The sequence below is a fragment of the Serratia sp. CY47444 genome (assembly GCF_052168635.1).
Taxonomy (GTDB): domain Bacteria; phylum Pseudomonadota; class Gammaproteobacteria; order Enterobacterales; family Enterobacteriaceae; genus Serratia; species Serratia bockelmannii.
Map to the genome: position 1 here is coordinate 114,519 of NZ_JBJNMH010000006.1, position 12,126 is coordinate 126,644.

Consider the following 12,126-nt stretch of genomic DNA (forward strand, 5'->3'; position numbering starts at 1 on the left):
TCCTGCAGGGCGCCACGCTCGGGCCACCGCCGGGGTTTTGCTTAAACAGAAGGAAACGGGTATGGCTACACAAGAAAAACAGCTTGATGTCATTTGTCTCGGGCGCATCGCCGTCGATTTCTATGCTCAGCAGATCGGCGCGCGGCTGGAAGACGCCGGCACATTCGCCAAGTACCTCGGCGGCTCTTCCGGCAACGTGGCCTACGGCACCGCCATTCAGGGGTTAAAATCCGGCATGTTGGCGCGCGTCGGCGACGAGCACATGGGCCGCTTTCTGCGCGAAGAGCTGCAGCGCGTCGGGGCCGATACCCGCTGTCTGATCACCGACAAACGTCGGTTAACCGGCCTGGTGATCCTCGGCATCAAGGATCAGGAAACCTTCCCGCTGATCTTCTACCGCGAAAACTGCGCGGACATGGCGCTGACGCCGGACGACATCGACGAGGCCTACATCGCTTCCGCGCGCGCGCTGGCCATCACCGGCACGCACCTGTCGCACCCGAACACCCGCGCCGCGGTACTGAAGGCGCTGGAATACGCGCGCCGCCACGGCCTGCGCACCGCGCTGGACATCGATTACCGCCCGGTGCTGTGGGGGCTGACGTCGCTGGGCGACGGCGAAACCCGCTTTGTGGAATCGGATCAGGTCACGCGCGAGCTGCAAGAGGTGCTGCACCATTTCGATCTGATCGTCGGCACCGAAGAGGAATTTCATATCGCCGGCGGCAGCACCGACACGCTGACGGCGCTGAAAAACGTGCGCCGGGCCACGGCGGCCACGCTGGTGTGCAAGCGCGGCGCGCAGGGCTGTTCGGTGTTCGAAGATGACATCGCCGACGACTGGGAACAGGTGAAGCTGCACGCTGGTGTGCGAGTGGAGGTGCTGAACGTGCTGGGAGCCGGCGACGCCTTTATGTCCGGCCTGCTGCGCGGCTACCTGAACGATGAGGGCTGGGATCAGGCCTGCCGCTACGCCAACGCCTGCGGCGCATTGGTGGTCTCGCGTCACGGCTGCGCCCCGGCCATGCCGACCAAACGGGAGCTGGATGACTATCTGCAGCGTGAACAACAGGTCACGCGCCCGGACCGCGACGCACGCCTGAATCACCTGCACCGGGTCACCACCCGCAAGCAACAGTGGCCGGAATTGTGCGTATTCGCCTTCGATCACCGCAAGCAGCTGGCGGACATGGCGCGCGAAGCCGGCGTCAGCGAGGAACGCATTCCGCGCCTGAAAACCCTGCTGTTAACGGCGGCGCAACAGGCTGCCGCGCAGGCCGGCCTCAACGGCAACAGCGGCATTCTGGCCGACACCACCTACGGGCAGGCGGCGCTGAACGAAATCACCGGTCAGGGATGGTGGATTGGCCGGCCGGTGGAGCTGCCCAGCTCGCGCCCGCTGCGCCTGGAGCACGGCAACATCGGTTCGCAATTGATCGACTGGCCGCAGGAGCACGTGGTGAAGTGCCTGGTGTTTTATCATCCGCACGACGCGGCAGAACTGCGCCGCGAACAGGATGAGCTGATCGCCGACGTCTACCGCGGCTGCTGCAAATCCGGCCATGAGCTGCTGCTGGAAGTGATCCTGCCGGACGGCAACGCCGACAAGGACGAGCGCTATTACCTGGAGATGATTGAACACTTCTACCGGTTGGGCATTCAGCCGGACTGGTGGAAACTGCCGCCGCTGAGCGCGGAAAACTGGCAGCAGGTCGGCGCGCTGATCGACGCCTACGATCCCGACTGCCGCGGCGTGCTGATCCTGGGGCTCGATTCCCCAGAGGCGGTGCTGAAGGCGGGCTTTGCCGCCGCCGCAGATGCGCGCTGGGTGAAAGGTTTCGCCGTCGGCCGCACTATTTTCGGCCAACCTTCGCGCCGCTGGCTGCAGGGGGAAATCGACGACGCGGCCCTGATCGAGCAGGTGAAACAAAAATACCTGACGCTGATCGGTTTCTGGCGCCAGTACCGTCCACAGGCGGGCGGCACGCACTGACAGCGAGAGCAGGTTCACGTCCCCTTAAGGCCATTTCGCCGCTTTAAGGGGATTTTTTTGCCCATTTTCTGTGAAGTCGCGCAATGTGCGATCGAATAAATCGCTTTTTGAGGAAATGAAATTTCCGCTCCGTCTGTTAAAATACCCTGTCAATATTTCAGGCGTCAGGCCAATGCGCCTTCACCCCACTGCGAGCCGAATGGATGAACAACCCAACTCAACTTTCGCTGTTACAGGACGAGATCCGCCACCGTTATGAAACGCTGAGCAAGCGTTTGAAACAGGTGGCGCGCTATATTTTGGATAACAGTAACAGCATCGCTTTCGATACCGTTGCCTCCATCGCCGCACAGGCCAGCGTGCCGCCTTCCACCCTGATCCGTTTCGCCAACGCCTTCGGTTTCAGCGGCTTCAACGAAATGAAGCAGGTGTTCCGTCAGCATCTGATGGAAGAGACGGTGAACTATACCGAGCGCGCGCGCCTGTTCCGCCAAACCTCCACCGACGACAACGTCGCGCCAGAGAAGCCGGCGGAGATTCTCAACGTATTCACCATGGTCAACGCGCAGGCGCTGCAGCAGCTGGCGATGCAGATCGCTCCCGAGCAGCTGGATCGCGCCGTCGAGCTGCTCAACAACGCTGAAAACATCTACGTGATCGGCCTGCGCCGCTCGTTCAGCGTCGCTTCCTACCTCACCTATGCGCTGCGCCATCTGGAGCGCCGCGCGTTTCTGATCGACGGCCTGGGCGGGATGTTCACCGAACAGCTGAGCATGGTGAAACCGAAGGACGTGGTGATCGCCATCAGCTATTCGCCATACGCCCGCGAGGCGGTGGAACTGGTGGAATTGGGCGCCAAGCGCGGCGCGCAGCAGATCGCCATCACCGACAGCCAGGTCAGCCCGCTGGCCGCCTTCAGCGACGTCTGTTTCGTGGTGCGCGAAGCGCAGGTGGACGGGTTCCGCTCGCAGGTGGCTTCGATGTGCCTGGCGCAGACGCTGGCGGTCTCGCTGGCGCTGAATAACGCCCGGGACGAGTAAGGCTGACAAAAAAGCCCGGCAAGCCGGGCCTCAGGCGCTTATTGCGCGGCGGGATAGCCGTCGCCGTTAATCCAGGCGTGGTCTTTTTCCCAGGTGAATTTCCACTGCCGCACCGGCCCGGCCATCACGTTGAGGTAATAGTTGTCGTAACCCGCCAGGGTCGCCACCGGGTGATAACCGCGCGGCACTTTCACCACGTCACGATTGTAGACCGGCATGCACTCATCGAGCGTGCGATCGTCGGTATAGACGCGCTGCATGCAGAACCCCTGCTCCGGCTGTATGCGGTGATAGTACGTCTCTTCGAGATAGGTTTCGTGCGGTGAGTCTTCTTGATCGTGCTTGTGGCTCGGGTAGGAGCTGGTATTGCCCTCGTCGGTGTAAACTTCCACCACCAGTAGACTGTCGGCCGGCTCACTGTCCGGCAGAATGTTATGCACCAACCGCTGGTTACGCCCCTTGCCGCGCCGCTCCACGCCGATATCCGCCGGCGTAATCAGCCGTGAAGGCAGGTGGCCGCTGCCGGGCGCGCTGCACACCGCCAGCTCCAGATCGGTTTCTGCCCGCACGTCGATGCGATCGTGGTGCGGCACATACACTGCGTAAGGCGGCGTACGTTCGAACGGGCTCATGCGTTTACCGATATGCGGGTATTCGGCGCGCAGCGTGGCGACGGAGGCGATACCGGCAACCAGCACCAGGCACAGTTCCTGGTCGCCGCATTCCAGCTGCAGCGACTGCCCGGCGGCCAAGCGGTAAACGTCAAAGCCGACATAGCGCCAACCGGCATTTTCCGGCGTCACGTGCTGAATACGCCCCTCGGCATTCGGCGTCTGACATTTGGCAAGCAGTGAAGACATCTCAATTCTCCTGTTAATGACCCGTGCAAAGGCCGCTGCCCCGAAGGAGCAACGGCCTGGCCTGAATATGACAGCGCTTAACCCAGCGTCGGCATGCTGAATTCGGACACCGTCTGCTGCCCGGCCGGCCAGCGTGCGGTGGCGGTCTTCATGCGCGTGTAGAAGCGCACGCCGTCGGTGCCGTGCACGTTCAACGCGCCGAACACCGAGCGCTTCCAGCCGCCGAAGCTGTGGAACGCCATCGGCACCGGCACCGGCACGTTGACGCCGACCATCCCGGCCTGCACTTCCTGCACGAACTGACGCGCGTAGTGGCCGCTGCCGGTAAAGATGGCGCTGCCGTTGCCAAACTCATGGCCGTTGACCGTGTCGATGGCGGTGCGATAGTCCGGCACCCGCACGATGCCCAGCACTGGCCCGAAGATCTCTTCGCGGTAGATGCGCATATTCGGCTTCACATGGTCGAACAGCGTGCCGCCGACGTAGTAGCCTTCAGGGTAGCCCGGCACCTGATAATTGCGGCCGTCGGCCACCAGGGTGGCGCCTTCTTCCACGCCCAGATCGATGTAGCCCAGCACCTTTTTCTGGTGGGCAGACGACACCAGCGGCCCCATTTCATTCTCTTCGCCACCCTGCTGCAAGCCCGGCCCGACGCGCAGCTGCGCGATCAGCGGCTTCAGTTTGGCGATCAGTTTGTCGGCGGTATCGTCACCGACCACCACGGCGATCGGCAGCGCCATGCAACGCTCACCGGCGGAGCCGAACGCGCCGCCCATCAACGCGTTGACCGTGGCGTCCAGATCGGCGTCCGGCATGACGATCGCCTGGTTTTTCGCCGCGCCGAAGGCCTGTACCCGCTTGCCGTGCGCGCTGGCAGTGGTATAGATATGTTCCGCCACGGTGGAGGAACCGACGAAGCTCACCGCCTGAATGCGCGGATCGGTGCACAGCTGCGCCGCATCTTCATTGGCGCAGTGCACCACGTTGAACACGCCGTCCGGCAGGCCGGCTTCTTTCAGCAGCTCCGCCAGGCGCACCGAGGCCGAAGGCACCAGCGCCGGCGGCTTGAGGATAAAGGTGTTGCCGCAGGCCAGTGCGATGGGGAACATCCACATCGGCACCATCGCCGGGAAGTTGAACGGGGTAATGCCCGCCACCACACCCAGCGGCTGCATCAGCGAGAAGCTGTCGACGCCGCTGCCGACGTCCGGCGAATACTCTCCCTTGATCAGATGCGGGATACCGCAGGCGAATTCGACCACTTCCATGCCGCGCGTCAGTTCGCCCAGCGCATCCGAATACACTTTGCCGTGCTCGCTGACGATAAGCTCGGCCAGCTCGTCGCGGTGTTGTTCCAACAGCGCCTTGAAATTGAACATGATGCGCGCACGGCGCAGCGGCGTGGTGCGCGACCAGTCGGCGAACGCCCGATGCGCCACGTCGATGGCCTGTTTGACTTCGGCGGCGGTGCTCTGCGTGACGCGCCGCTCAACCTGCCCGCTGGCTGGGTTGTGCACGTCGATGGTTTGATTGCTGCTGCTCAGGCACACCTGCCCGTCAATAAAATTACCCACGGTTTTCATGTCACGCCCTCTTTTCAAGTCCGCTGTCGCCAGGCCACTCACAGGCGGCGCGGCGTTAATCGTCCCGCTCGCCAAACTCCGTCGGCAAGCCGGCTAAATCCTGACCGGATGCAGCAAACTCTATTTCATTGAAAAAAAAGTTTCAAATAAATTGTTTTGAAAAATTTGTTTTTAGTGCGTGAGGTCGCAATTTTGCGGTGTCGATCGGATTGGCGCTTTCATTGCCGTGCCAGGGAAAGCACAACAGCGGCGGAGAAAACAGAGCTAATACACACTGACTTTGCTACAGAAAACCCGCACTGAGCCTGCTCTGCCGTCGTTACCGTCCGCCCCCGAACGCCCAAGGCGCCTGGCGCAGAGGTGACGGTTTTTTTTGAACTGGATCTAAAAATCAATATTCCATTATTCACTAATTATGAAATAAATGTTCTTGTTTGTTCCAGCATTTATCGACGACATCGCCTTGATGACAGGCACGGTTCACACCCTTCCGCTCGCCCTCTTCCCGACACCCCGACCGTGCGGACGGAAGCCAGGATAAAAATCGGAGCAACACATGTCATATCAGCGTAAGCACAATACCGGCTACATATTGCGAATTTGCGGCATCGCCGCCCTGGGCGGCATTCTGTTCGGCTACGATACCGCCGTGATCTCCGGCGCGATCGAAGCGTTGAAAACCTATTTCGATCTCAGCCCGGCCGAAACCGGTTGGGCCGTCTCCAACGTGGTGATCGGCTGCGTGGTCGGCGCCTTCGCCGCCGGGCCGCTGGCGGCGCGCTGGGGCCGCAAAAAGGCGCTGATGCTGGCGGCGCTGCTGTTCACCGTGTCCGCCGTCGGCGCCGCATTGGCCCCGACCTTCACCTGGTTCGTCATCTACCGCATCATCGGCGGGCTGGCGGTCGGCATTGCCGCCACCGTGTCGCCGATGTACATGTCGGAGGTGTCGCCGAAAGACATGCGCGGGCGGGCGCTCAGCATGCAGCAATTCGCCATCGTCTTTGGCCAGATCGTGATTTTCTACGTCAACTTCAAAATCGCCAGCCTCGCCAGCGAAGCCTGGCTGGTGGAAATGGGCTGGCGCTGGATGTTCGCCTCGGGCGTGATCCCCTGCATTCTGTTCTGCATCCTGGTGTTCGTCATTCCTGAATCGCCGCGCTGGAACGTGATGATGGGCCGCGACGATCAGGCGCTGGCGATGTTGACCAAGGTCTCCAACGCCGCCCACGCGCAGAATCTGCTGAAAGAAATCAAAGACTCGCTGCAGCAGGATCAACAGCAGCAGCACCGGAAGCTGAACTACGGCGATGTGCGGGTGCGGTTTATCCTGTTCGTCGGCTGCATGATCGCCATGTTACAGCAGGTCACCGGCGTCAACGTGATGATGTACTACGCGCCCGTAGTGCTGAAAACCGTCACCGAAAACGCGCAGGAAGCGCTGTTCCAGACCATCTGGATCGGCGTGCTGCAGCTGGTCGGTTCGGTCATCGGCGCCATGCTGATGGATCGCATGGGCCGCATTCCGCTGATGCGTTACGGCACGCTGGGCGCCATCGCCGGCCTGCTGCTCACCTCGTACGCGCTCTACACCCAGGCCACCGGCTATTTCGCGCTGTTCGGCATGCTGTTCTTCATGGTGTTCTATGCGCTGTCCTGGGGCGTCGGCGCCTGGGTGCTGGTGTCGGAAATCTTCCCGAACCGCATGCGCGCGCAGGGGATGAGCATCGCCGTCGGCTGCATGTGGGTCGCCAACTTCGCGGTGTCGCAGTCGTTCCCGATGATCAACGACCACCCTTACCTGTTCTCGCATTTCCACGGCGCCTTCCCGATGTGGATCTTCGCCGCCTGCTGTCTGTTCAGCTACTGGTTTATCGGCCGCTATATTCCGGAAACCAAAGGCGTCTCACTGGAAAAAATGGAGCAGGTGGTGATGGCCAAACGCCACCGCCAATCCCTGCCCGACGGCAAGCCGCTGCCGCTGGAAAACGGCAAATCCTGATCTCTCAACCCTGACCGCTGGAGTCATGCCCATGAACATTGCGCTGGACCGCTTCTGCATTAACCGCAAGATCGCGCCGAATCTCAATCTGGACCATTTTTTCCGCCTGGTGAAACGCTGCGGGCTCAGCAAAGTTGAGCTGCGCAACGACATGCCCAGCGGCAAGGTGACCGACGATCTGAGCGACGCGCAGCTCAACGCGCTCGCCGCGCAATACGGCATTGAAATCGTCACGATCAACGCCCTCGGCATGTTCAATCTGATGGATGACCCGGCGGCGCTGCAGCAGCGCGCCGAAGCGTTGCTGGCGCAGGCGCAGGCCATCCACAGCCGGGCGCTGGTGCTGTGCCCGCACTGCAGCGCCGACGACACGCGCAGCGAGCAGCAAAAACGCGACGACACCCTCGCCGCGTTGCGGCTGCTGGCACCGCTGTTTGCGCGCTATGGCGTACAGGGATACGTCGAACCGTTGGGCTTCGGCATCAGCTCGTTGCGATCGTCGCTGCAGACCCAGGCGCTCATCCGCGACTCGGGCGCGCCGTACCGTATCGTGCTCGATACGTTCCACCACTATCTGAGCGGCGTGACGCAAGCCGACTTCGACGCGCAGATCCAGGTGGCGCAGATCGGCCTGGTGCATCTGTCCGGCGTGGAGGACGGGCGGGATAAAGGCACGTTGAGCGACGAAGAGCGCATTATGCTGAGCGAGGGCGATCGGCTAGAGAGCCGCCGCCAGGTACAGAACCTCGAACGCCTGGGCTACACCGGCGTCTATGCCTTCGAGCCCTTCTCTTCACAACTGGACGGCTGGAGCGAGGTGGATATCGAACGGGAAATCCGCCAGAGCATCGCCCTGCTGCAAGGGTAAAAAAACGGCCTCCGCGGAGGCCGTTTTTCATGGCGTTACTTCAGGTTGCCGACCACCAGCTGGTGGCGCTCGTTGTAAAACTTACGGTAGGCCAAATAGCAGGCGATGATGGTTGACAGGCTGGCAGTAGAAAGCAGCATGAAGGTCACCATAATCTGGTATTTGATCGCTTTCACCGGATCGATACCGGCAAAGATCAGCCCGGACATCATGCCCGGCAAGCTGACCAGCCCAACGGTTTTCGCCGAGTCCACGGTCGGGATCAGCGAAGCACGGATGCTGTCGCGGATCAGCGCCGCCGACGCGAACTTGGGCGTAGCCCCCAGGCTGAGCATCTCCTGAATCTTCTGCTGCTCGCCTTTGAAACGCTGGCCGAGGTTGGTGTAGCACAGCCCCACAGCCACCATGGCGTTACCGGCGATCATCCCGGAGATGGGGATCACCTGCATCGGCGTAAATTCGATGGAGCCGGTCAATACCAGCACCGCCAGCGTCAGCACCGCGCCGGTGGTAATGGCGATAAACGACGTCACGAACGCGTGTTCGATGTACTTGCTGCGTTTCTTGGCGTTGTAGGCCGCGTTAAAGCAGATGAACAGCACCATCAACACGGTGAGAACGGCGTTATCCAGGTCGAAAATATACTTCAGCACGTAGCCGACGATGATCAGCTGCACCACCGCGCGGCAGATGCTCCAGATAATGTCCTTTTCCAGCGCCAGTTTTTCCCGGTGGCTGATCAGGATGGCGACCACCACCAGCACCATCGACAAGCCCAAGGATTCGTTGGTGATGTTATGCTGATTCATGCTGTTGCTCCTGTTGCTCGGCGCCATGCGCGCGCAGGGTGATCACCTCGTCCGCATGCGCTATCTCTTCGGTATCGTGCGTCACCCACAGCACCGCCAGCCGGTGTTCCGCCACCAGTTGATGCACTATTTCGTTGACGTTGCGCTTATTTTCCTCGTCCAACGCGCTGGTGATCTCATCGAGCAACAGCACCCGCGGCATAAACTGCAGGTTGCGGATCAGGGACACGCGCTGCTTCTCCCCGCCGGACAGTTCATTGATGCTTTTGGTCAGCATCGCCTCCGGCAGGCCGAAACGCGCCAGATCGGCCTTCATTTTTCGCTCGGCCGGCGGCTGTTGACGGATCTGGTAGGGCAGCGCCAGATTGTCGTAAACCGTATTGCCGAACAGTGACGGCGTCTGGAAGCAGTAAGAGACCTGCTTGCGATACGCCTCCGGCGACATCTCGTCGATCGCCTGGCCGTCGAAATAGAGCTTTCCGCTGGTCGGATCCATTAAGGAAGAGATGATTTTCAGCAGGGTGCTTTTCCCGCAGCCGGAAGGCCCGGTGATCAGTTTGAACTCGCCTTCACCCAGCGTGAAAGAGACGGAATCCAGGATCACCTGGCTGTCTATTTGATAATGAATATCATCCAATCTCAGTATGTCTTTCTTTTCCTTCATTACGATGCCGGCTCCCTACACCTGTTCCCGTCTGAGCGATAAGTATATGGCCGCAAAAAACATCTTAGCAATGGCTGTGCGGATGGCAGTGAACGAAGAGGGAGGATTGACGGAGCGAAACGCCCCGTCAAATGATAAATTTAATTAATGATTAGCTGTGGGAATAGTCAAAAGCGACCACCAAGGTCGAATCACTCTTTTTTTATCGCTGCCTGTTCGTCGCCGCTGTACCAACGGAGAGAATTGTTGATGCTGCGGTGGGTGCAGTGAACCTTGCCCTCCTTTTCCAGCGCCAGCAGCAGGGTGCGGGTGGTATAAATATTTTCGCCGCATTTATCCGCCAGCTCGCGCGTCTTCGGCCACTGTTCCGGCGGGGGATGATGGCCCCCGGATCCTTCCACACGCTCCCTGCACAACCCTTGCAATACATTCAGCATCAGCGATTTTCTGCTTTCAAACGTTTTCGGCGCCTTGGCCATAGCATTCCTCCTGAGTGGTTACTGCTGAGCACCCCGCTCACGGCTGCACGTCAGCGATGCGCAGGGTGTAAATCATGGTGGCATTCGGGGGGATCGCCGGCGGGCTGCCCTGTTTGCCGTACGCCAGCGCCGGCGGCACCACCAGCGTGATCGAGCCGTGGCGCTGCAGCTTCTCGATAGCGGCGCGAAACAGCGGCGGATAGCGCGTCAACGGCTGCGAGATCACCGTCCCCGCCAGCTCCATGTCTTTGACCACCCGCCCGTCGGTCAGGCTTTCGCGCACCACGATATCTACCCGATCGTCGGCGCCGATCGCCCCGCTGCCGGCATAGTCCACCCGGTAGTAGAAACCGAGCGCATCCTGCTTGACGCCCTCCTGACGGGTAAAAGCGGCCAGATAGTCTTTACCGTCCAGAGGCGGAGCCTGCGTCTGCTGCGCCTGCTGCAAGCGCTGATGCGCCGTGCGCAGCGCGCTGTCGATGGCGGCCTCATCCAGCCGCAACCGCCCGGCCAGGGTATCGGCGATGCCCGCCAACAACAGCGGACTCTCCGCCTCCAGCCCCGCGCGCCGGTTCTCCTGCTGCAGATGCAGAATGTCGCGCCCGAGCGACACGCCGGCGGCATATGCCAGCTTGTCCGCCTCACTGGCCAGCACGGGTGGCTTGGCCGCCTGCTGCCGTTCGGCCAGCAAGGTCTCTACCCGCTGCTGCTGCTGTGCCAGTTGCGCCGCCAAACTTGCGCTGCGCTGTTCGGCCCGCGTGAGCGAAGCGGCCAATGCGCCCACCTCTGGCACCGGCGCAACGGCTTGCCGCAATCCCTTCAGGGCATCGGCCAGCGGCCGAATATCGACGACGACCCGCTCCCGTTTCGCCGCCGCCGCGGCCTGAGCCGCCGCCAACTGCCGCTCCAACTGACGGATTTTCTCCGCCTGTTGTTGCAAAGACTGCTTCAGCGACGTTAAACGAACGCTGTCTGCCCCGACGATGGCGGCCGGTTTGGTGGCCGGTTTGGTGACCGGTGCGGGCGCCGATTTACGCACGGTTTCTTCCCTGGGCGCGGCCGGTGGTGCCTGCCGTTGTTCGGCAAACTTCAACAGCGCGGGAATGCCGTCATCGGCGGCGCAAGCGGCCCCGCTCGCCGCTAACAGCAAAAGAACCATCGCCCATCCCTGCGCGCATCGCTTCATGGCTACAGATTCTCAACCCGGCTGGACAGATCGGACATCAGCTCATGCTCGACGTCGGCGCAGAACTTCTCGGTTTTATATTGATAAAGAGCATCTATCGCTTTACGGGTACTCTCATCCACGTTGCCGCGTACCCCGGCATATCCGGAGGCGTTGGAAAGAAGGCCGTTAAAATAGGCGATGCGTTTTTGGTAACTTTGCGGATTAATATTCTTTAATGAATTAACCCGTTGCTGACAAAGTGCGATGCGTTGCTCATCGGATTTATCATTAGGATTATTCTGTGAGATTTTTTTCACGGAATTCAGTTTTGTCTTGCTCCCACCCGCACAGCCAGAAAGCGCCATAAAAGACAGCAGAAATATAGCCAAACCCATCCAGTGGCGCCCGCTGCAAGCATTAATCATCGTTATCATTCCGTTTATAATCCTTTAATTGTCACTTAGGTCATCATTATGTGGCGAACGGCAGCAGCACATGCCTTAATTTGATTAATCAAAATGGGTTAGGCGGTGAAAAATCCCTATACCGCAATGCGATAGGATAATTCACTACCGGTGTAATTGTTATTTAATTGTTAATCAATTAGGCTTAAACGCGAACTAAACGCGAATAAGAAACCCAATCTCTCGTGAACAAAAAACC

At 60.3% G+C, this 12,126-nt stretch carries 11 protein-coding genes; 4 read left to right on the forward strand and 7 right to left on the reverse strand.

Features of this window, described 5'->3' with window-relative positions; all coding sequences use genetic code 11:
- Positions 1-61 precede the first annotated feature (61 nt).
- Both ACJ8IL_RS10950 and ACJ8IL_RS10955 read left to right on the forward strand, forming a co-directional pair.
- Positions 62-1,993 carry a bifunctional 5-dehydro-2-deoxygluconokinase/5-dehydro-2-deoxyphosphogluconate aldolase gene (locus tag ACJ8IL_RS10950; protein ID WP_025304577.1) on the forward strand — a complete coding sequence of 644 codons (1,932 nt, stop codon included), beginning with the start codon at positions 62-64 and terminating at the stop codon, positions 1,991-1,993.
- Between the two features lie 203 nt (positions 1,994-2,196).
- A complete protein-coding gene (locus ACJ8IL_RS10955) occupies positions 2,197-3,033 on the forward strand; it encodes a MurR/RpiR family transcriptional regulator (protein WP_004930856.1) in 837 nt (278 codons plus the stop codon).
- 38 nt (positions 3,034-3,071) lie between these two features.
- Here the strand turns inward: ACJ8IL_RS10955 and iolB are convergent, their stop codons facing one another.
- Complete coding sequence (iolB, locus tag ACJ8IL_RS10960; protein ID WP_025304578.1) at positions 3,072-3,893, reverse strand: 5-deoxy-glucuronate isomerase; 822 nt, start codon at positions 3,891-3,893, stop codon at positions 3,072-3,074.
- Between the two features lie 77 nt (positions 3,894-3,970).
- A complete protein-coding gene (locus ACJ8IL_RS10965; RefSeq protein ID WP_025304579.1) occupies positions 3,971-5,476 on the reverse strand; it encodes a CoA-acylating methylmalonate-semialdehyde dehydrogenase in 1,506 nt (501 codons plus the stop codon).
- Positions 5,477-6,032: 556 nt separating this feature from the next.
- Here ACJ8IL_RS10965 and ACJ8IL_RS10970 point away from each other — a divergent pair.
- On the forward strand, positions 6,033-7,475 hold the full coding sequence (locus ACJ8IL_RS10970) for a sugar porter family MFS transporter (RefSeq protein ID WP_197769818.1): 1,443 nt from the start codon (positions 6,033-6,035) through the stop codon (positions 7,473-7,475).
- A gap of 31 nt (positions 7,476-7,506) precedes the next feature.
- Positions 7,507-8,343, forward strand: a complete 837-nt coding sequence (locus ACJ8IL_RS10975) for a TIM barrel protein (protein WP_442516539.1) — start codon at positions 7,507-7,509, stop codon at positions 8,341-8,343.
- Between the two features lie 35 nt (positions 8,344-8,378).
- Here the strand turns inward: ACJ8IL_RS10975 and fetB are convergent, their stop codons facing one another.
- From fetB to ACJ8IL_RS11000, 5 genes are all read right to left on the reverse strand, one after another.
- Positions 8,379-9,152 carry an iron efflux ABC transporter permease subunit FetB gene (gene fetB / locus ACJ8IL_RS10980; RefSeq protein WP_025304582.1) on the reverse strand — a complete coding sequence of 258 codons (774 nt, stop codon included), beginning with the start codon at positions 9,150-9,152 and terminating at the stop codon, positions 8,379-8,381.
- On the reverse strand, positions 9,139-9,816 hold the full coding sequence (fetA, locus tag ACJ8IL_RS10985; protein WP_049205592.1) for an iron efflux ABC transporter ATP-binding subunit FetA: 678 nt from the start codon (positions 9,814-9,816) through the stop codon (positions 9,139-9,141). The genes fetB and fetA overlap by 14 nt, the downstream gene beginning before the upstream one ends.
- 191 nt (positions 9,817-10,007) lie before the next feature.
- A complete protein-coding gene (locus tag ACJ8IL_RS10990) occupies positions 10,008-10,295 on the reverse strand; it encodes a FaeA/PapI family transcriptional regulator (protein ID WP_070913853.1) in 288 nt (95 codons plus the stop codon).
- A gap of 37 nt (positions 10,296-10,332) precedes the next feature.
- Positions 10,333-11,454: an FKBP-type peptidyl-prolyl cis-trans isomerase N-terminal domain-containing protein gene (locus ACJ8IL_RS10995; RefSeq protein WP_235211372.1), complete on the reverse strand. Its 1,122-nt coding sequence runs from the start codon at positions 11,452-11,454 to the stop codon at positions 10,333-10,335.
- A 29-nt stretch (positions 11,455-11,483) separates the two neighbouring features.
- A complete protein-coding gene (locus tag ACJ8IL_RS11000; RefSeq protein WP_373275267.1) occupies positions 11,484-11,858 on the reverse strand; it encodes a hypothetical protein in 375 nt (124 codons plus the stop codon).
- Positions 11,859-12,126: the final 268 nt, after the last annotated feature.

What these genes read in the sequence shown, in the direction of transcription:
- ACJ8IL_RS10950 (WP_025304577.1), top strand. Translation starts at nt 62, where the DNA reads ATGGCTACACAAGAAAAACAGCTTGATGTCATTTGTCTCGGGCGCATC.
- ACJ8IL_RS10955 (WP_004930856.1), top strand. Translation starts at nt 2,197, where the DNA reads ATGAACAACCCAACTCAACTTTCGCTGTTACAGGACGAGATCCGCCAC.
- iolB (WP_025304578.1), bottom strand. Translation starts at nt 3,893, where the DNA reads ATGTCTTCACTGCTTGCCAAATGTCAGACGCCGAATGCCGAGGGGCGT.
- ACJ8IL_RS10965 (WP_025304579.1), bottom strand. Translation starts at nt 5,476, where the DNA reads ATGAAAACCGTGGGTAATTTTATTGACGGGCAGGTGTGCCTGAGCAGC.
- ACJ8IL_RS10970 (WP_197769818.1), top strand. Translation starts at nt 6,033, where the DNA reads ATGTCATATCAGCGTAAGCACAATACCGGCTACATATTGCGAATTTGC.
- ACJ8IL_RS10975 (WP_442516539.1), top strand. Translation starts at nt 7,507, where the DNA reads ATGAACATTGCGCTGGACCGCTTCTGCATTAACCGCAAGATCGCGCCG.
- fetB (WP_025304582.1), bottom strand. Translation starts at nt 9,152, where the DNA reads ATGAATCAGCATAACATCACCAACGAATCCTTGGGCTTGTCGATGGTG.
- fetA (WP_049205592.1), bottom strand. Translation starts at nt 9,816, where the DNA reads ATGAAGGAAAAGAAAGACATACTGAGATTGGATGATATTCATTATCAA.
- ACJ8IL_RS10990 (WP_070913853.1), bottom strand. Translation starts at nt 10,295, where the DNA reads ATGGCCAAGGCGCCGAAAACGTTTGAAAGCAGAAAATCGCTGATGCTG.
- ACJ8IL_RS10995 (WP_235211372.1), bottom strand. Translation starts at nt 11,454, where the DNA reads ATGGTTCTTTTGCTGTTAGCGGCGAGCGGGGCCGCTTGCGCCGCCGAT.
- ACJ8IL_RS11000 (WP_373275267.1), bottom strand. Translation starts at nt 11,858, where the DNA reads ATGGGTTTGGCTATATTTCTGCTGTCTTTTATGGCGCTTTCTGGCTGT.